Source organism: Curtobacterium sp. MCLR17_031, from assembly GCF_003234775.2.
Lineage (GTDB): Bacteria > Actinomycetota > Actinomycetes > Actinomycetales > Microbacteriaceae > Curtobacterium > Curtobacterium flaccumfaciens.
The window spans coordinates 3,018,037-3,035,975 of the sequence record NZ_CP126270.1 but is presented as its reverse complement, the minus strand read 5'-3'; the positions used below and the strand labels follow the sequence as shown (position 1 = coordinate 3,035,975).

17 protein-coding genes are annotated in these 17,939 nt (G+C 72.2%); 12 read left to right on the top strand and 5 right to left on the bottom strand.

Features of this window, described 5'->3' with window-relative positions:
• Positions 1–2 precede the first annotated feature (2 nt).
• Positions 3–854, top strand: coding sequence for a 16S rRNA (adenine(1518)-N(6)/adenine(1519)-N(6))-dimethyltransferase RsmA (gene rsmA / locus DEI96_RS14345; protein WP_111024672.1), 852 nt, complete (start codon positions 3–5; stop codon positions 852–854).
• Positions 855–998: 144 nt separating this feature from the next.
• Here rsmA and DEI96_RS14340 read toward each other — a convergent pair whose 3' ends face one another.
• A complete protein-coding gene (locus DEI96_RS14340; protein ID WP_111024673.1) occupies positions 999–1,739 on the bottom strand; it encodes an SDR family oxidoreductase in 741 nt (246 codons plus the stop codon).
• Between the two features lie 101 nt (positions 1,740–1,840).
• Here DEI96_RS14340 and DEI96_RS14335 point away from each other — a divergent pair, with 101 nt between their 5' ends.
• From DEI96_RS14335 to DEI96_RS14315, 5 genes are all read left to right on the top strand, one after another.
• Positions 1,841–2,683: a helix-turn-helix transcriptional regulator gene (locus DEI96_RS14335; protein ID WP_111024674.1), complete on the top strand. Its 843-nt coding sequence runs from the start codon at positions 1,841–1,843 to the stop codon at positions 2,681–2,683.
• Positions 2,684–2,888: 205 nt separating this feature from the next.
• Positions 2,889–3,887, top strand: a complete 999-nt coding sequence (locus DEI96_RS14330; RefSeq protein WP_111024675.1) for an ATP-grasp domain-containing protein — start codon at positions 2,889–2,891, stop codon at positions 3,885–3,887.
• An 86-nt stretch (positions 3,888–3,973) separates the two neighbouring features.
• Entirely contained in the window at positions 3,974–5,014 is a 1,041-nt protein-coding gene (locus tag DEI96_RS14325; RefSeq protein WP_111024676.1) for an LLM class flavin-dependent oxidoreductase, read from the top strand.
• Complete coding sequence (locus tag DEI96_RS14320) at positions 5,014–6,333, top strand: O-acetylhomoserine aminocarboxypropyltransferase/cysteine synthase family protein (RefSeq protein WP_111024677.1); 1,320 nt, start codon at positions 5,014–5,016, stop codon at positions 6,331–6,333. The genes DEI96_RS14325 and DEI96_RS14320 overlap by 1 nt, the downstream gene beginning before the upstream one ends.
• A gap of 9 nt (positions 6,334–6,342) precedes the next feature.
• Positions 6,343–7,275, top strand: a complete 933-nt coding sequence (locus tag DEI96_RS14315; RefSeq protein WP_027466065.1) for a 4-(cytidine 5'-diphospho)-2-C-methyl-D-erythritol kinase — start codon at positions 6,343–6,345, stop codon at positions 7,273–7,275.
• 21 nt (positions 7,276–7,296) lie between these two features.
• On the opposite strand, the gene DEI96_RS14310 is transcribed toward DEI96_RS14315, so the two are convergent.
• On the bottom strand, positions 7,297–8,949 hold the full coding sequence (locus tag DEI96_RS14310; RefSeq protein WP_111024678.1) for a glycosyltransferase family 39 protein: 1,653 nt from the start codon (positions 8,947–8,949) through the stop codon (positions 7,297–7,299).
• Between the two features lie 95 nt (positions 8,950–9,044).
• Between DEI96_RS14310 and DEI96_RS14305 the strand changes: the two genes are divergently transcribed.
• From DEI96_RS14305 to DEI96_RS14280, 6 genes are read left to right on the top strand one after another with little or no spacing between them, the layout of a single operon-like run.
• Complete coding sequence (locus DEI96_RS14305; RefSeq protein ID WP_181440586.1) at positions 9,045–10,103, top strand: ThiF family adenylyltransferase; 1,059 nt, start codon at positions 9,045–9,047, stop codon at positions 10,101–10,103.
• A gap of 59 nt (positions 10,104–10,162) precedes the next feature.
• Positions 10,163–10,579 (top strand): TOBE domain-containing protein, encoded by a 417-nt coding sequence (locus tag DEI96_RS14300; RefSeq protein WP_111024680.1) that lies wholly within the window; start codon positions 10,163–10,165, stop codon positions 10,577–10,579.
• Positions 10,576–11,379 (top strand): molybdate ABC transporter substrate-binding protein, encoded by an 804-nt coding sequence (gene modA / locus DEI96_RS14295; RefSeq protein ID WP_111024681.1) that lies wholly within the window; start codon positions 10,576–10,578, stop codon positions 11,377–11,379. Before DEI96_RS14300 ends, modA begins: the two co-directional genes overlap by 4 nt.
• Positions 11,380–11,382: 3 nt before the next feature.
• Positions 11,383–12,183 carry an ABC transporter permease gene (locus DEI96_RS14290; RefSeq protein ID WP_017888284.1) on the top strand — a complete coding sequence of 267 codons (801 nt, stop codon included), beginning with the start codon at positions 11,383–11,385 and terminating at the stop codon, positions 12,181–12,183.
• Positions 12,180–13,220, top strand: a complete 1,041-nt coding sequence (locus tag DEI96_RS14285) for an ABC transporter ATP-binding protein (protein ID WP_258372977.1) — start codon at positions 12,180–12,182, stop codon at positions 13,218–13,220. Before DEI96_RS14290 ends, DEI96_RS14285 begins: the two co-directional genes overlap by 4 nt.
• A 12-nt stretch (positions 13,221–13,232) precedes the next feature.
• The gene (locus DEI96_RS14280) at positions 13,233–14,333 is read left to right on the top strand and encodes a calcium:cation antiporter (RefSeq protein WP_017888287.1); all 1,101 of its coding nucleotides are present in this window, start codon (positions 13,233–13,235) and stop codon (positions 14,331–14,333) included.
• Positions 14,334–15,111: 778 nt separating this feature from the next.
• Here the strand turns inward: DEI96_RS14280 and DEI96_RS14275 are convergent.
• Genes DEI96_RS14275 through DEI96_RS14265 form a run of 3 tightly spaced genes read right to left on the bottom strand, consistent with a single transcriptional unit; the run spans position 15,112 to position 17,861 of the window.
• Complete coding sequence (locus DEI96_RS14275) at positions 15,112–15,360, bottom strand: MoaD/ThiS family protein (protein WP_111023689.1); 249 nt, start codon at positions 15,358–15,360, stop codon at positions 15,112–15,114.
• 3 nt (positions 15,361–15,363) lie between these two features.
• Positions 15,364–16,416 (bottom strand): GTP 3',8-cyclase MoaA, encoded by a 1,053-nt coding sequence (moaA, locus tag DEI96_RS14270; protein WP_110865525.1) that lies wholly within the window; start codon positions 16,414–16,416, stop codon positions 15,364–15,366.
• Between the two features lie 5 nt (positions 16,417–16,421).
• Positions 16,422–17,861 (bottom strand): glycosyltransferase 87 family protein, encoded by a 1,440-nt coding sequence (locus DEI96_RS14265; protein ID WP_111023686.1) that lies wholly within the window; start codon positions 17,859–17,861, stop codon positions 16,422–16,424.
• Positions 17,862–17,939 lie beyond the last annotated feature (78 nt).

The window sequence follows — 17,939 nt, the reverse complement described above, 5'->3', positions numbered from 1 at the left end:
TCGTGGGTGCCCTGCTCGGCCCGGCGGAGATCCGGGAGCTCGCGGCCGAACTCGACGTCACCCCGACGAAGAAGCTCGGGCAGAACTTCGTGCACGACGCCAACACCGTGCGGCGCATCGTGTCCGTCGCCGGTGTGACCCCGTCGGCACAGGTGCTCGAGATCGGCCCGGGGCTCGGGTCGTTGACGCTCGGGCTGACCGAGACCGGCGCCCCCGTCACCGCGGTCGAGATCGACAAGCGCCTGGCCGCCAAGCTGCCGTCGACGGTGTCGTCGATGCAGCCGGACGCCAGGCTGACCGTCGTGCAGCAGGACGCCATGACCGTCGCCGCCACGGACCTCGACGTCGAGCCGACGCACCTCGTCGCGAACCTGCCCTACAACATCTCCGTGCCCGTGCTGCTGCACCTGCTCGCGACCTTCCCGTCGATCGAGCGGTCGCTCGTCATGGTGCAGGCCGAGGTCGGGTACCGGCTCGCTGCCGGTCCGGGCAGCAAGGTCTACGGTTCGCCGAGCGTCAAGGCTGCCTGGTACGGCTCGTGGAGCACCGCCGGGTTGGTGAGCCGGCAGGTCTTCTGGCCGGTGCCGAACGTCGACAGTGTCCTGGTGGCGTTCGACCGGCACGAGCCCCCGGGTGACGAGCTCCTGCGGTCGCGGGTGTTCACGCTGGTGGACGCGGCGTTCCAGCAACGACGCAAGATGCTGCGGCAGAGCCTGTCCGGGGTGCTCGGCGGCAGTGCGCACGCGTCCGAGGTCCTGACGGCGGCGGGCATCGACCCGACCGCCCGGGGCGAGGCGATCGGTGTGGACGACTTCGTGCGGCTCGGGCGGACGGTCTTGGCGGCTGCGGAGTAGTCCGGTTCCCGCTCAGCGTCCGGATCCGCGTGACGCCCGCGCCCCGTGTGCCTGCTGACCGCGATGGTGCGAGGTTCCGTGGTCGGTGCGAGCCGAAGTGCCTCACACCGAACACAGAACCTCGCACCATTCGAGGCATCCGACTCAGTGCTCGCGGGACGCCATCATCTCGAGGATCTGCTGGTGGTTGCCGTTCCGCTCGGCGAAGCGCAGCGGGTGCACGTTCTGCACCAGGATCTCCGGGGCAGCGCCGGACTCGATGAGCGCCATGACCTCGTCGGCGAAGGCGTCGAGCGGCATCCCACCGAAGTCGGCGCCGCCCATCAGGTCGGTCATGACGGCCGGCGGGGCGAGCTCGAGCACCTCGAGCGACGACCCCACGAGCTGCTGACGGAGGGCCTGTGTGTAGGCGTGCACACCGGCCTTCGTCGCGCTGTACGTCGGTGATGCGGTGAGCGGGACGAACGCGAGACCGGAGGTGACGGTCATCAGGGTGGCCGAGGGCTGGGCGAGCAGGTGCGGCAGGAACGCGTCGATGAGCCGGATCGTGCCGACCAGGTTCGTCTGGACGAGCTCGAGGGCGTCGTGGATGTGATCGGGGTCGCGGAGGTCCTCGTCGCGCATGATCCCCGACATGGTGATCAGGGCATCGAGCGACGGGTACGCCTCGAGCACCGAGGTGGCGGCGGCGTCGATGGACGCCGCGTCGGCGACGTCGATCTGCACGGTGCCGAAGCCGTGCTCTGCGGCGAGGGAATCGAGGAGCGCCTGGCGACGGCCGCCGATGACGACGGTGCTGCCGGCGGCCTGCAGGCGCTGAGCGAGCGCGAGACCGATGCCCGAGGTCGCGCCGGGGATGAAGACGGTGGAGTTCGTGATGTCCATGACCACCACGATGCTCCGTGGACAGGGCCGCAACCAGAGCGCGGTCATCGGGGGATCGGCGATCCCTGGCACCCGGGCCGGAAGCGGACGATGATCGACCCATGGACCGTGCCGCGCTCGCCGACTTCCTCCGCCGTCGCCGTGAGCTGTTGCGCCCCGAGGACGCCGGTCTCGGGCAGGGTCCACGACGCCGGACCCCGGGGCTCCGCCGTGAAGAGGTCGCTGCCCTCGCCGGCATGTCCGTCGACTACTACACGCGACTCGAGCAGCAGCGCGGACCGCAGCCGTCCGAGCAGATGATCGCCGCGATCGCCCGGGCCCTGCGCTGCAGCCTTGACGAGCGCGACCACCTGTTCCACCTGGCCGGGCAGAACGCGCCGACCCGGATGCACCGCGCCGACCACGTCGACCCGGCGATCCTGCGGGTGCTCGACCGGCTCGAGGACACCCCGGCGATCGTCGTCAGCCACCTGGGCGAGACCCTGGTCGAGAACCGGCTCGCGGCGGCGCTCCTCACCAGCTCGGTCGGCCTGCCGGGCAACCGCCGGTACCAGGCGTGGCGGTGGTTCGTGACGGGTGAGGAGCTCGCGAAGTACGCACCCGAGCAGCACGAGCGGCTTGGGCGGGTGGTGGTCGCGTCGCTCCGGGCGGCCGTCGGGCTCGCGGGCCCGGGCGACCGCCGGGCGACGGAACTCATCGCCGAGTTGCAGACGCGCAGTGCCGAGTTCCGCGACCTCTGGGCCAAGCACGAGGTGGCCACGCGCTGGTCGGACAACAAGACGATCGTGCAGCCGGAGCTCGGCCGCATCACCGTCGACTGCCAGGTGCTGCACACCGACGACCAGGCGCAGGCACTGCTGCTGTTCACGGCGCCTCCAGGATCAGAGGACGCGCAGAAGCTCGAGCTCCTCGGCGTCGTCGGACAGCAGACCTTCGCCGGCTGACGACCTCGCACGGTGCGAGGTCGACCACCGCCGGTACCGAACGGTGCGAGGTTCCGTACTCGGTGCGGCGGCGAGCAGGTCGCACCGAGTACGGAACCTCGCACCGAGCGACCAGGACCCGTGCGCCCGCGCCCCCCCGCCCCGGAGAAGCAACGCCGCGTCACACACTTGGCCGCGTGCGGTATACCGTGCCTAGGGTGGGGGCGTGAGCACTCCGCGCGTGTACGTCATCCACGAGAACCCCGAGTGGTTCCCCCCGCTCGCCGCTGCCTTCGAGGCCGAGGGTGTCCCGGTCGAGGAGATCCTGCTGACCGAGGGGCAGATCGACCTCGCGGCCGAGCCGGCCCCCGGCGTCTACTGGAGCCGCATGTCCGCGAGCTCCCACACCCGCGGCCACGAGCACAGCAAGGAGTACACCCGGGCGATCCTCGGCTGGCTCGAGCGTGCCGGCCGCCAGGTCGTCGGCGGCAGCCACGTGCTCGAGCTCGAGGTGTCGAAGGTCGCCCAGCACGGTCTCCTGCAGCAGGCCGGCTTCGACGTGCCGCGCACGACCGCAGTGTTCGGCACGACGACCCTCAAGGACGCCGCCCGCACCTTCACCGACGGGCAGGACGTCCCCTTCATCACGAAGCACAACCAGGGCGGCAAGGGCCTGGGCGTCCGGCGGTTCGACTCGCTCGCCGAGTTCGACGCCTACGTCGACAGCCCCGAGTTCGAGGCCCCGGTCGACGGCATCACGCTGCTGCAGGAGTACCTGACGGCCCGTGAACCCTTCATCACCCGCGTCGAGTTCGTCGGTGGCGAGTTCGTGTACGCCGTCCGCGTCGACACCAGCGCCGGCAGCTTCGAGCTCTGCCCCGCCGACGCGTGCGAGGTGCCGCAGGCCATCGCGGGTGCCGTCTGCGACGTCCCCGGTACCGAGGCCGTCGGCGCACCCCCGGCGTTCGCCGTCCGGACCGAGATCACCGCCGAGCACCCGCTGGTCCAGCAGCTCCGCACGTTCCTCGCCGACCAGCGCATCACCATCGCGGGCGTCGAGTTCATGGAGACGACGGACGGCCGCACCGTCGTCTACGACATCAACACGAACACGAACTACAACCCCGCGGTCGAGGAGTCCGCGCCGGCCTCCGGCCCGCGCTCCATCGCGAAGTACCTCGGTGGCCTGCTGGCAGCGGAGTACGCGGCGCAGCTCACGGCCTGAGAACGCAAGAACCACCGGACTGGAGGCCCGTGGCGGGCCCGCCACGGGCCTCCAGTCCGCCTTTCCCACACCCCCAAGGAACCCACGTGCGATTCGGATACTGGACCCCGCTCTTCGGCGGCTGGCTGCGCAACGTCGACAACGAGAACATGCCGGTCACCTTCGACTACGTGAAGCGCCTGGCGCAGCGCGCCGAGCGGATCGGCTTCGACCTGACGCTCGTGCCGGAGCTCAACCTCAACGACATCAAGGGCACGGCGGCACCCTCGCTCGAGGCGTGGTCGCTCGCGGCGGCCATCGCGGCGACGACCGAGCGCCTGGAGATCATGGCGGCGATGCGTCCCGGGTACCACCTGCCCGCGGTGACGGCGAAGCAGGCGGCGACGATCGACGACATCTCGTGCGGCCGGTTCACCTTCAACGTCGTGAGCGCCTGGTGGGCGGAAGAGGCGAAGCAGTACGGCGGGATCTTCTCGGAGCACGACGACCGGTACAAGCGCACCGCGGAGTTCGTCGAGGTCATGAAGGGCCTGTGGCGCGAGACCCCGTACTCGTTCTCGGGCGAGTACTACGACATCGAGAACGCGCACCTCGAGCCGAAGCCCCGCGTGACGCCGCGCATCTACGCCGGTGGGGAGAGCGAGGCCGGCAAGGCCGCGATCACCGGGTACGCCGACGCCTACGTCACGCACGGCGGCACCGTCGAGGAGCTCCGCGCGAAGATCGACGAGATGAAGCAGCGCCGCGTCGACGCCGGTCTGCCGCCGTTCGAGGCGTTCGGCATGGCCGCGTACGTCATCGTGCGCGAGACCGAGGAAGAGGCGCAGGCCGAGCTCGCCCGGATCACCGACGTGCAACACGGCAAGGCGTACGAGTCGTACCAGGACTTCATCTCGAAGTCGCAGCTCGAGCACGTGCCCTCGCTCGAGGACTACTCGGTGTCGAACCGCGGCCTGCGCCCCGGGTTCGTGGGGACGCCGTCGCAGGTGGCCGCCCGCATCCGGGAGTTCGAGGACGCCGGGGTCGACACGCTCCTGCTGCAGTTCTCGCCGCAGCTCGAGGAGATGGACCGGTTCGGCGAGCAGGTCATCCCGCTCGTCCGGCAGCCGGTCGGGGCGCAGTCCTGATGGGTGCCACGCCGACCAACGCCGAGGACGGCTGGGCGTTCGAGACCCGCCAGATCCGCGCCGGCTTCAAGGCCGACCCGGGGTGGGGCGCGAACGTGCCGCCGATCGCGCAGAGCGCCGCGTACGTCTACCCGTCGGGGGAGGACGCCGCCGCGCGCTTCATGCTCGACGCTCCCGGCCACACCTACACGCGGGTGAACAACCCGTCCGCGGCAGCACTCGAACGCCGGATCGCCGACCTCGAGGGCGGGATCGGTGCGCTGGCGCTGGCGTCCGGGCAGGCGGCGACGTCGCTGGCCGTGCTCGGTGTCGCACGCGCCGGTGACCACGTGGTGTCGAGCGCCTCGCTGTACGGCGCGACCTACACGCTGTTCGCGTCGACCCTGCGGGACCTCGGCATCACCTTCACGTTCGTGCAGGACCCGACCGACCTGTCCGAGTGGGCGGCGGCGGTGCGTCCGGAGACGAAGGCGTTCTTCGGTGAGTCCATCCCGAACCCCCGCGGCGACGTCCTGGACTTCGCCGGGGTGGCCGGCGTCGCGCACGAGGCCGGGGTGCCGCTCATCGTCGACAACACCATCGCGACGCCGTACCTGGTGCGCCCGATCGAGCACGGCGCCGACATCGTCGTGCACTCGGCGACGAAGTACCTGGCCGGACACGGCAGCGCCATCGCCGGGCTCATCGTCGACAGCGGGAACTTCGACTGGGCGGCACACGCCGACGCGTACCCGCAGCTCGCCACGACCGAGCAGTCCGGGTTCGCGAACACGAACTTCGCCGAGAAGTTCGGGCGGCGGGCGTTCATCCAGCGCACCCGCTCGAAGCTGTCCGCCGACCTCGGGCCCGCGATCGCGCCGTTCAACGCGTTCCTGGTGCTGCAGGGCATCCAGACGCTGTCGCTCCGCATGGACCGGCACGTGTCGAACGCCGCCACCGTGGCGACCTGGCTCGACGCGCACGACCAGGTCGAGCACGTGCACTACGCCGGCCTGCCGGACTCGCCGTGGCACCACCTGCAGCAGCGCTACGTGCCGAAGGGACCGTCGGCCGTGCTGTCGTTCGACCTGGCCGGTGGGGTCGCCGCGGGCCGACGGTTCGTGGCGGCGCTCGAGCTGTTCGACCACGTCTCGAACCTCGGTGACGTCCGCTCGCTCGTCGTTCACCCGGCGTCGACCACCCACGTGCAGATGACCTCCGCCGAGCGGGCTGCCGCCGGGGTGGGGGACGGGCTCATCCGCCTGTCGATCGGCCTCGAGCACATCGACGACATCACCGCGGACCTGGCGCGGGGGTTCACGGCAGCCGCAGCGGGATAGGTTGGGCGCATGACCACGTTGGCCGCACCGACCCGCGTGCGGACGCGCGCCCCCGGCAAGATCAACGTGTTCCTGTCCGTCGGGGCGCTGCAGGACGACGGCTACCACGACGTCGCCACGGCGTACCAGGCGGTGTCCCTGTACGAGGACGTCACCGCCGAGGCCGCCGACGACTTCTCGGTCACCTTCACGGGGCCGATCGACACGAGCACCGTGCCGGTCGACGAGTCGAACCTGGCCATCCGTGCGGCCCGGCTCGTGGCCGACGCGGCCGGACACCGCGGTGGCGTGCGGCTGACCATCGACAAGCAGGTGCCCGTCGCCGGCGGCATGGGCGGTGGCTCCGCGGACGCCGCGGCGACCCTGCTCGCGGTCGACACGCTCTGGGGCACCGCGCTCGGTCGCGAGGAGCTGCTCCGGCTCGCCGCGCAGCTCGGCGCCGACGTGCCGTTCGCGTTCGCCGGCGGCACCGCCGTGGGCACCGGTCGCGGCGACGAGCTGAGCCCGGCGCTGGCCAAGGGCGAGTTCCACTGGGTCCTCGCCCTGAGCGACGACGGGCTGAGCACCCCGGCCGTCTACCGTGCGCTCGACGAGCACCGGGAGCGGTACCGCGCCGACATCTCCCCGGCGCCGTCGCACCCCGTGGTCGAGGCGAACGTGCTGCAGGCCCTGCGCGCGGGTGACCCCGACCTGCTCGCCGACTGCGTGCACAACGACCTGCAAGCGCCCGCCATGCGGCTGCAACCGCGGCTCGCGGCGACGCTGGAGCTCGGTGAGAAGTCCGGTGCCCTGGCCGGCCTGGTGTCCGGCAGCGGACCGACGGTGGCGTTCCTGGTGGGTGACCGTGACGCCGCGCTCGAACTGCAGGTCGAACTCAGCGCCGCCGGCCTCGTCGCACTCCGTGCCACCGGCCCGGTGCACGGCGCACGCGTGGTGCACTGACCCGACGCCCCGGCAAAGCCGTCAGCGGCTGTACTTCCAGAGGATGACCGTGCCGGTGTGCCAGTAGCGCACGACGTGGAACCCCTCGGCAACGAGCGTGTCGGTGACCTGCGGACGGATGTTCCGTGACTTGCCGCCCACGAACCACACGGTGTCGATGCCGGAGATCCGCTCGGGCACCGTCGTCGCGATGTCCCCGTTGACGTTCCAGAGCTGCCCGCGTTCGGCACCCGTCTCGGCGACGGCGAGGTCGCGCATCCCGGTGAAGGCCTCGGGGTAGGAGTCGGCGATGACCTGCGCGGTGGTGCCGGGGTGCTCCCAGACGCTGCCGAAGACGACGCCCTCGTTCTGGTCGGTGCGCCGGTCCCGCTCGCGCTCGATGATCGCCGCAGCGTTCGCCCAGTGCGAGTCCTGCTTGGCGTGGGGCAGCCGGACGATCGTGCTCGTCGGTGCCGACACGAGCAGCATCCCGACGACCGCGAGCGCCAGCCACCGCCGGGGTCGGATCGCCGTGATCGCCAGGCCGATGAGCAGCGCGACGAACGGCAGGCTCAGGCTGGCGTACTTCGGGGAGTACAGGTGCTCCCCGGCTGCGGTCGCGCCGACCAGCAGTGCGGTGGGCAGGATCGTCAGGGGGACGGCGACGCGCACGGCCTGCATCCGCAGCAGGTCACGGGCAGTCGGGGAGGGGCGTCGGGTGGCCCGGGCGGCGAGCACGACGCCGACGATCATCAGCGCCCACCCGAGCACCGCGTACGGCCAGACGGCACCGAACCAGGCGGTCGCGACGACCTGGCGCACGGTGGCCCACCCGACGCCGGTGATCCAGCCGACCTGCTTGGCCTGTCCTGCGGCGAGGACGATGAACGGCGACACCACGAGCGCGGCCCCGACGGCGGCGACGCCCCAGCGCACGAACGCGGCGCGGTCGACCATCGGCGCGGCCACCGGACCGCTGCGCTGCGAGAGCACGGCGTCGCGTCGTGCGGCACGGTCGGCGACGGCGGTCCAGAGGAGCACGACCCCGTGCGCGACGACGGCCAGTGCCAGGTAGACGTTGAACAGTACGGCGACCACGGCGAGCAGGCCGTAGACGACCCACCACCGGGTCGCGTGGTGCCCGGTCCGGGTGCGCCGGACCGCGGTGATCCCCACCAGGGTCAGCGCGACGGCGAAGGTCGTGACGGTGGCGTACGGGCGCCCCTCGGTGCCGGCCCAGGCGACGCGCGGCAGGACCAGGAACACGATCCCGGAGACGACCCCGAGCCGCACCCCGCCGAGACGACGGCCGAGGGCGACGACGAGGCCGGCGGAGACCCCGATGGCCAGCGCGCTCGGGAACCGCAGCGTGAACGGCGAGTACCCGACGAGCGTGAACCAGACGTGCATCACGGCGTAGTACAGGCCGTGGACGGCGTCGACGTTCTGCAGCTCGGCCCAGAGTGCCGGCCAGCTGCGCTGTGCGCTCGCGATGGTCGCGGCCTCGTCGTACCAGACCGACGGCACCCAGCTGAAGGCCGCTGCGACGACGACGCCGAGCGCGCCGACGGTGATCTCGGGGGTCCGTGCGAGTGCTCGCACGGCCGCGACGACGAGCCCCAGCGAGCGCGCGCGCACCGACGCGTCCGACGTCGTGTGTCGGACCGGGACGGTGCCGGTGCGCGGGGAACTCACGCCCGCGACCGTACCGATCTGCTCTGGGGATCCGCCGCGTCCGGGCGCTGAACTCTCACATGCAGGAGTTCGGTGCGACGGGCCAGAATGACGGGATGGAACCCCTCGTCGCCCCTGCCGCCGCGCTCTCCCCGGGGCGGATGCAGCTCGGTTCGCGGACCGCCGCGCTCGCCGACGTCGGGGTCACCGGGCTGCGACGCCTGGCCAGTTCGCGCATCCTCGTCGTCGGGGCCGGCGGGCTCGGGGCGCCGGTGGTCGCGTACCTCGCCGGGATCGGTCGGCTCACGGTGGTCGACCCCGACGTGGTCGACGCCTCGAACCTGGCCAGGCAGACGCTCTTCGCCGCCGCCGACGTCGGCTCGCCGAAGGCGCAGGTCGCGGTCGCCCGAGCCGTCGCCGTCGACCCGGAACTCGACGCGGTCGCCGTGGTCGGTTCGTTCACGCCGGACCTGGTCGCCGGACACGACGTCGTGGTCGACGCCGCCGACTCGGTCGTGGTCACCCGGGCCGTCTCGGACGCCTGCGCCGAAGCGGGCGTGCCGTTCGTGTGGGGCACCGTGCTCGGCCACGACGGGCAGGTCAGTGTCTTCCGCGACGCCGGGCCGGACGGCGTCGACTTCCACGACCTGCACCCCGACGCGCTGCCCGACGAGGGCTCGTGCGCCCTGGACGGCGTCGTCCCCGCCCTGTGCGGTGCGGTCGGTGCGGTGATGGCGGGACAGGTCTTCGCGTTGGTCACCGGCGGCGGCGACCCGCTGCTCGGACGTGTGCTGACCGTCGACGCCCGCCGGTGGCGCTGGACGGAGAGCCCCGTCCGTCGCGGACCGGCCTCGCGTCGACCGGCACCTGCTGCTGGTGCCGCCGCGACGCCGCGCATCGCGCCGTCCGCCCTGGCCGCCAGGGTGGCGGACCCGTCGGACCCGCTGGTCGTCGTCGACGTCCGGACCGACGAGGAACGGGCGGCCGGCGTGGTCGCCGGTGCCGTCACCGACGACACCGGCGCGGACGAGGTCGTCGTCTACTGCGCACGCGGACCCCGTGCGGACGCGTGGGCGGCGCGGCAACCGGCCGGGAGGCGCGTGACGGTCCTCGACGGCGGCTTCGAGGCCTGGCGTCGCGAGGGGCTGCCCGTGGCGATCGACCACCGGTCCTGACCCAGCCCGGTCACCCCCACCGCCCCTGCCGCCGCATCCGCGGATAGGATCGGTGGATCATGACGCAACTGCGGGTACGGGACGCTGCGGCCTTCCTCGGGATCAGTGACGACACCGTTCGTCGGCTCGTCGACGGCGGCACCTTCACCCGTGCCACGGACGACGCGGGGCGAGCCGTGGTCGACGGTCGCGAGGTCGCCGCGTACGCGCGGGAACGCAGCTCCGAGCTGACCGACCCGGCGTCCGCGGTGAAGAGCTCGGCGCGCAACCGCTTCGTCGGGATCGTCACCGACCTGGTCGTCGACACCGTGATGGCGCAGGTCGAGCTGCAGTGCGGCCCGCACCGCGTGGTGTCCCTGATGAGTGCCGAGGCCGTCCGTGACCTGGGGCTCGAGGTCGGGTCCGTCGCGGTGGCGTCCGTCAAGGCCACGATGGTCGCGGTCGAGGCACCCGCCCGGCACGAGGACGAACGATGAGCCGCCTCCGGCCGTTCGCGGCGTTGGCCATCGCCGCCACCGTCGCACTCGGACTCGCTGCGTGCACGGCTCCGGACGCAGGGTCGGGAGCATCGGCTCCGGCGGGCTCCGACACCGAGGGGCCGACCGGTTCGATCACCGTGTTCGCGGCGGCATCCCTGCAGCAGACCTTCACGACCCTGGGGAAGCAGTTCGAGACCGCGAACCCCGGCGCCTCGATCCGGTTCTCGTTCGCCGGCTCCAGCGACCTCGTCACCCAGATCCAGAACGGTGCCCCCGCCGACGTGTTCGCGTCCGCCGACGAAGCGAACATGGCGAAGCTGGCGTCGACCGACCTGGCGAGCGGGTCACCGCGGGACTTCGCGACGAACGTCCTCGAGATCGCGGTCGCACCCGGCAACCCGAAGGGCATCTCGGGGCTCGACGACCTGCGCGCGCCAGGCGTCCAGCTCGTCACGTGCGCCGCCCCGGTGCCGTGCGGTGCCGCAGCCGCGAAGGTCGAGCGAGCCGCCGGTGTCGACCTGCGCCCGGCCAGCGAGGAGCAGTCCGTCACCGACGTGCTCGGCAAGGTCGAGTCTGGTCAGGCCGATGCCGGACTCGTCTACGTGACGGACGTCCGAGGGGCCAGCGGCAAGGTCGACGGGGTCCCGTTCGACGAGTCGGGCAAGGCCGTCAACACGTACCCGATCGGCGTGCTCCGGGAATCCGAGGACCCGGCGCTCGCACAGGCGTTCTCGGAGTACGTCCGCTCCGCCGCCGGGCAGCGCGTGCTCGCCGACGCGGGCTTCGGGAAGCCCTGACCCGTGGCTCCGCGCACTGACGGACGGCCGCCGGTCGCGTGGTGGCTCCCGCTGCCCGCGGTGCTCGGCGGGCTGTTCGTCGTCGTGCCCGTGCTCGCGATGCTCGGCCGGGTGGACTGGTCGTCCTTCGTCGGGCTCGTGACCTCCACCGCGTCACTGACCGCGCTCGGGCTCAGCCTCGGCACGGCGCTCGCGGCCACCGGCGTCGCGTTCGTCCTCGGCTACCCGCTCGCCGTGCTGTTCGCGCGGTCACGGTCGCGCTGGGTCGGCGTCGCTCGTGCCGTCGTGCTCCTGCCGCTCGTGCTGCCGCCGGTGGTCGGCGGCCTCGCGCTGCTCGCGGCCTTCGGTCGGCTCGGGGTGGTCGGGGCGTTCCTCGACGACCACGGCCTGCACATCGCGTTCACCACGACGGCGGTGGTCATCGCGCAGACCTTCGTCGCGATGCCGTTCCTGGTGTCCTCGGTCGAGGGGGCGCTCCGCGTCGAGGGCGACCGCTACGAACGGGTCGCCGCGACCCTGGGTGCCGGACCGACCCGGACGTTCCTGACCGTCACGACGCCGCGGGTCCTGCCGGGGATCGTGTCCGGGCTCGTGCTCTGCTTCGCCCGGGCCCTCGGCGAGTTCGGGGCCACCCTGACCTTCGCCGGCAGCCTGCAGGGGGTCACACGGACCCTGCCGCTCGAGGTCTACCTGCAGCGCGAGGTCGACCCGGACACCGCGGTGGCCCTGGCGGTCGTGCTCGTCGTGGTGGCCGTCGTCGTCATCGGGGCCTCGTCGATCCGGACCCGCGGAGCCCTGGCGTGACGGCCGAGGGCCCGGTGGGCGTCCGGGCGCACGTCGTCGTCGGCTCGCGGGACGTCGACGTCGCGTTCGAGGTCCGAGCGGGGGAGTGCCTGGCGGTCATCGGGCCGAACGGTGCGGGCAAGTCGACGGTGCTCGAGGCCCTGGCCGGGCTGCTGCCGATCGACGCCGGCCGGATCGAACTCGACGGGGTGCAGGTCTCGAGCCCGCGGCACACCGTCCCCGCGCACCGTCGTCGGACCGGACTCGTCGCGCAGCGGCCCGACCTGTTCCCGTTCCTCGACGTCGTCGGGAACGTCGCCTTCGGGCCCCGTGCAGCCGGAGCCGGTCGTGCTGCGGCCCGGGAGCGTGCCCGCGACGCGCTCGACGCCGTCGGGGTCGCCGACCTGGCCACCCGCGACCCGCGCACGCTCTCCGGCGGACAGGCGCAGCGCGTCGCGATCGCGCGCGCGCTCGCCACCGACCCGGCGGTGCTGCTGCTCGACGAACCGACCTCGGCGCTCGACGTCGGCGCGCAGGACGAGGTCCGCGCGGCACTCAGGACCGCTGTCGCCGGCCGGCCCGCGGTCCTCGTCACCCACGACCCGGTCGAGGTCGTCGCCCTGGCCGACCGCGTCGTCGTGCTCGAGGGCAGACGGGTGGTCGAGCAGGGCACCCCCGCTGCCGTCCTCGGCCGTCCGACGAGTGCGTTCGCCGCGACGTTCTCCGGACTCGCGCTGGTGCACGGGACCGCCACCGGGGGCGGGATCGCGATCGACGGCGGGGGCGAGCTGGCGTCGGGGGCGCACGCCGTGCCTCCCGGCCGGCCCGCCCTGGCCGCCTTCCACCCGACGGCCGCCGTGCTGACGCGGGACGGTGCCGGAGCCGCGCGCACCGTCTCGTCGCTCGAACCGCGCGACGGACTGGTGCGGGTGCGGGCCGGTGACCTGGTGGCGGACCTGACGCTCGCGCGGCTGACCGCGCTCGGGATCGCCCCCGGCGACGCGGTGCGCATCGACGTCCCCGCGGCCGAGGTGGCGGTCTACGCGCCCCGCGGTTGAGACAATGGTCGGATGACCTCCTGGTTCCCCAAGGTGTGGCCCGTGGCCACGCCGATCCTGGCGGCCGTCGTGCTCGCGTTCTCGTACGGCCGCTACGGGCTCGGTACCGCCGTGGTGGTCGTCGTCGCCGTCGTGCTCGCGGTCACGGTGCTCGCCGCCGTCCACCACGCCGAGGTCGTCGCACACCGGGTGGGGGAACCCTTCGGCTCGCTCGTGCTGGCCGTCGCCGTGACGATCATCGAGGTCGCCCTCATCATCTCGCTGTCGAGCTCGGGCGGTGCGCAGGCCGAGACCCTGGCGCGCGACACGGTGTTCTCGGCGGTGATGATCACGATGAACGGGCTGGTCGGCCTCGCGATCCTGATCGGCACCCTGCGGCACAACACCGTGCGCTTCAACCAGGAGGGCGCGAGCGCCGCGACCATGACGGTGGCCGCGCTCGCCGTGCTGACCCTGGTGCTGCCCACCTTCACCACCGGCACCGACGACGCGTCCTTCACGGGGACGCAGCTGGTGTTCGTCGCGATCGCGTCACTGGTGCTCTACGGGCTGTTCGTCGTCACGCAGACCGTGGCGCACCGCGACTTCTTCCTGCCGGTCAACCGTGCCGGCGGGGTGCTCGTCGAGTCCGAGGACGCCCACGCCGCACGCCCGTCCGGACGCACCACGATGGTGTCGCTCGGGCTGCTCGTCGTCGCGCTCGTCGCCGTGGTCGGGCTGGCCAAGGTGGAGTCGCCCGCGATCGAGGCCGGGGTCGCCGCCGTCGGGTTCCCGCCGTCGTTCGTCGGTGTCGTGATCGCGCTGCTCATCCTGCTGCCGGAGGGCATCGCAGCGTCGAAGGCCGCCGCACGGAACCGGATCCAGACGAGCCTGAACCTGGCGATGGGGTCCGCGATGGCGTCGATCGGTCTGACGATCCCGTCGATCGCGGTCGCGTCGCTGTTCATGCCGGGGACGCTGCTGCTCGGGCTCGGGCCGTCGCAGATCGTGTTGCTCGCGCTGACGATCGTCGCGGCGGTGCTCACCGTGCTGCCCGGTCGTGCCACGCGGCTGCAGGGCGGGGTTCACCTGGTGATCTTCGCCGCGTTCATCGTGCTGTCCGTCTCGCCGTAGGGCGGGGTGCGGGGGCGGGGCGGGGCGGGTCGGATTGGGCGCGGCGTAGGCGGGGTCGCGCTGCGCCGGGTCGTTCCGGGCGTACCTGGTGGAATCGGGCGTACCCGGTCGGAAGATCGCGCCAGGTATGCCCGGAAGCACCAGATATCGCGGGTGTTCTGGGAAGGAACGGGCGCGGGGTGCGCGGGCGCGGGGTGTGCGGCACGGGGTCGAGTCGGGCGTACCTAGTTGTTCCGGGCGTACCTGGTCGAATCGGGCGTACCTGGTCGGAAGTTCGCACCAGGTATGCCCGGAAGCACCAGGTATCGCGGACGTTCTGGGAAGGAACGGGCGCGGGCGCGGGCGCGGGGTCGAATCGGGCGTACCTGGTCGGAAGTTCCGACACGGTATGCCCGGAAGCACCAGGTATCGCCGACGTTCTGGGAAGGAACGGGCACGGGGTGCGCGGGCGCGGGGTCGAGTCGGGCGTACCTGGTCGAATCGGGTGTACCTGGTCGAATCGGGCGTACCTGGTCGGAAGTTCGCACCGGGTATGCCCGGAAACACAAGGCATCGCGGGTGTTCTGGGAAGGAACGGGCGCGGGGTGCGCGGGCGCGGGGTCGAGTCGGGCGTACCTAGTTGTTCCGGGCGTACCTGGTCGAATCGGGCGTACCTGGTCGAATCGGGCGTACCTGGTCGGAAGTTCCGACACGGTATGCCCGAAAACGCCAGGTATCGCGGGTGTTCTGGGAAGGAACGGGCGTACTACCGCTCAGCCGCCGAACTCAGCCCGCGAACTCAGCCCCCGGCGAAGGGCGGCATGACGTCGACGACCTCGACACCGTCGAGCGAGGTCGCCCGGTCGCGCGTCGTCACGCCGTCGACCAGGTACGAGCAACGCTCCTGCAACACGGTCCAGCGCGCAGGGTCCGCCACGTCGGCCGCATCGATCGCGCCGAGGGCGGCCTCGATGGTGGGGCCCGTCGTGGTCAGCGAGTCGACACCCACGGCAGCGCGGGCAGCGGCGAAGAACCGGATCGTGGTCATGCCTCAGCCGCCGATCGCGCTCATGCCGCGTGTCGGGTGCACGAGCTCGTCGCTGTCGTCACCGTGGTCGCGCGGCTTCGCCCACATCGCGAGCCGCCAGAGCTCGGCGACCTCGTCGTCGTCCGCCCCGGAGCGCATCGGCCCGAGCACGTCGGTCTCCTCGTCCGAGAACAGGCAGCTGCGCACGTGCCCGTCAGCGGTCAGCCGGGTGCGGGTGCAGTCGGCGCAGAACGACTCGGTGATGCTCGCGATGATCCCGACGGTGCCCAGCGGCTCGCCGGTGACGGCGTCGTGCACGCGGTACCGCTCGGCCGGGGCGCCGTCGCGCGGGGCGTCGTCCGGCGTGAGCACGAACGACGTCGCCAGCAGCGCGCGGGTCTCGGCGGCGGTGATCATCTCGGTGCGGTCCCAGGCGTGGTCGGGGTCCAGGGGCATCTGCTCGATGAACCGCAGCTCGTAGCCACGCTCCAGGCACCAGCGGAGGAGTTCCGGGGCGGCCTCGTCGTTGATCCCGCGCAACAGGACCGCGTTCACCTTGATGTCGAGTCCGGCGTCGTGCGCGGCCGACAGCCCGGCGATCACCTTGTCGAGGAACGGCCGGCGGGTCACGGTGGTGAAGACGTCGGGGTCGACGGTGTCGAGCGACACGTTCACGCGCCGCAGCCCCGCGTCGTACAGGCCCTGGGCGCGGTGGGCGAGGCCGATCGCGTTCGTGGTGAGCGACAGCTCCGGGGCGTCGGGCAGTGCGGCGCACCGGGCGATCACGTCGACCAGGTCGTGCCGGAGCATGGGCTCCCCGCCGGTGAACCGGACCTTGCGGACGCCGAACCGCGACGAGCCGATCCGGACCAGCCGCTCGATCTCGGTCGCCGTCATCAGGGCCTCGTCGGGGGCGAACGGCAGCCCGGCTGCGGGCATGCAGTAGGTGCAGCGCAGGTTGCAGCGCTCGGTCAGCGACACCCGCAGGTCGACGGCGCGACGCCCGAAGCGGTCGACGAGCCCGGCGGGAGCCGGGTCCACGGAGCCGGTCGTGCCGAGCAGGATCGCGGGTGCCATGGTCGTCAGCGTACGTGTTCCACGCGCCGGAACGTCAGCCGCTCCCACCACCGTCGCCACTGCGACCGCTCCGTGCGCAGCAGCGTGACGACCACGATGACCGCCACGGCCGCGAGCAACCACCACCGGTAGGCGTCCGCCGACGGCCACACCCCGCGCAGCGCGATGGCGAGTCCGATCGACAACCACTCCCACCGCCCGGACAACACCACGAACGGGATGAGCAGCAGCGCGTACCAGGGGTAGCGCGGCGTCACGGCGAGGAACGTCACGCCGATCATCAGGACCTCGCCCGACCACGGCCGCGCCGGGTCGGACAACCGCCACGCCACGAACGCTGCCAGCAGCACCAGGAGCCCCACCACCAGGGTCGCCGCGTCGCCCTTGACCACGAGCGACACCAGCGCGAACCGGGAGCCGTCCTCGTAGCCCTCCTCGCTCAGGTAGCCGGGCAGGTACCCGAGCACGTCGAGCCCGGTCGTCAGCACGTACGGCACGTAGAGCAGCCCGAACACGGCGATGCCGATCGGGATCGCCCACCACGCCCGACCGCGGCCGAGCAACGGCGGGTACACGATCGCCGGGATGAGCTTCGTCGCGGTCGCGGCCCCGAGCGCGATGCCGCCCCAGATCGGCCGGCCGAACGCGACGAGCACGACACCGGCCGTGGCGAGGGCGGCACCGACGACGTCGACGTGCGAGTTGGTGACCGCCTCGGACGCGACGAGCGGCGACCAGGCCCAGAGCGCCGCCCACCACGTCGGACGGCCGATGCGGCGGAGCACCAGGACGAGCCCGACGGTCACGCCGAGCGAAACGAGCAGCCCTGCGACCTGGAACGGCAGGTACTGCGCGGTCGCCGGCACGAAGAACCGCACCGCGGCGAACCACAGCTGCGCCATCGGCGGGTAGATCGTCGTGACGTCGGGCCGGTTGATCGCGGTGCAGTGCCCGTCCGCGCCGTCGCCGAGCCCGCGGAACCGGGGCTTCAGCGGATCGCACGTGCCGCCCACCTTGTCGGGGAACAACCAGTCGGGTCGGAGACCGGACAGTGCCGCGGACTGGGGGGTGTGCGCGTACGGTGAGACACCGGCATGCTGGACGATGCCGTCCCACGCGTACCGAGCGGAGTCGGTGCTCGTGTTGGGCGGGCCGACCAGCGCGGCGATGCCGATCACCACCGCTCCGCCGATGACCATGGTGGTCATCCACCGGACGGGCACGAAACGCACCGCGAGCACGGCGATCACGAAGACGGTCCAAGCGATCAGCGTCCACGCAACGAATGCAGAACGATGGCCCGATCGGAGGAACCCCAGATGCGTGACGCCGACGGCGATGACGCCCGACAGGGCCAGCACTCCGACGACGGCCAGCACCGTGCCGATCCGCGCGGCGGTGCCGTCGGCCAAGGACGGTCGGAGGGCACGCAGTCGGTCGCTCATGGTCCGTCGAGGCTATCCGGCCTCCAGCGCCTGCTGCACGACGGACGAGCAGCTCTGGCGTCCCCCAACCGCAACGCC

What these genes read in the sequence shown, in the direction of transcription:
- DEI96_RS14340 (WP_111024673.1), bottom strand. Translation starts at nt 1,739, where the DNA reads ATGGACATCACGAACTCCACCGTCTTCATCCCCGGCGCGACCTCGGGC.
- DEI96_RS14335 (WP_111024674.1), top strand. Translation starts at nt 1,841, where the DNA reads ATGGACCGTGCCGCGCTCGCCGACTTCCTCCGCCGTCGCCGTGAGCTG.
- DEI96_RS14320 (WP_111024677.1), top strand. Translation starts at nt 5,014, where the DNA reads ATGGGTGCCACGCCGACCAACGCCGAGGACGGCTGGGCGTTCGAGACC.
- DEI96_RS14315 (WP_027466065.1), top strand. Translation starts at nt 6,343, where the DNA reads ATGACCACGTTGGCCGCACCGACCCGCGTGCGGACGCGCGCCCCCGGC.
- DEI96_RS14305 (WP_181440586.1), top strand. Translation starts at nt 9,045, where the DNA reads ATGGAACCCCTCGTCGCCCCTGCCGCCGCGCTCTCCCCGGGGCGGATG.
- DEI96_RS14300 (WP_111024680.1), top strand. Translation starts at nt 10,163, where the DNA reads ATGACGCAACTGCGGGTACGGGACGCTGCGGCCTTCCTCGGGATCAGT.
- modA (WP_111024681.1), top strand. Translation starts at nt 10,576, where the DNA reads ATGAGCCGCCTCCGGCCGTTCGCGGCGTTGGCCATCGCCGCCACCGTC.
- DEI96_RS14280 (WP_017888287.1), top strand. Translation starts at nt 13,233, where the DNA reads ATGACCTCCTGGTTCCCCAAGGTGTGGCCCGTGGCCACGCCGATCCTG.
- DEI96_RS14275 (WP_111023689.1), bottom strand. Translation starts at nt 15,360, where the DNA reads ATGACCACGATCCGGTTCTTCGCCGCTGCCCGCGCTGCCGTGGGTGTC.
- moaA (WP_110865525.1), bottom strand. Translation starts at nt 16,416, where the DNA reads ATGGCACCCGCGATCCTGCTCGGCACGACCGGCTCCGTGGACCCGGCT.
- DEI96_RS14265 (WP_111023686.1), bottom strand. Translation starts at nt 17,861, where the DNA reads ATGAGCGACCGACTGCGTGCCCTCCGACCGTCCTTGGCCGACGGCACC.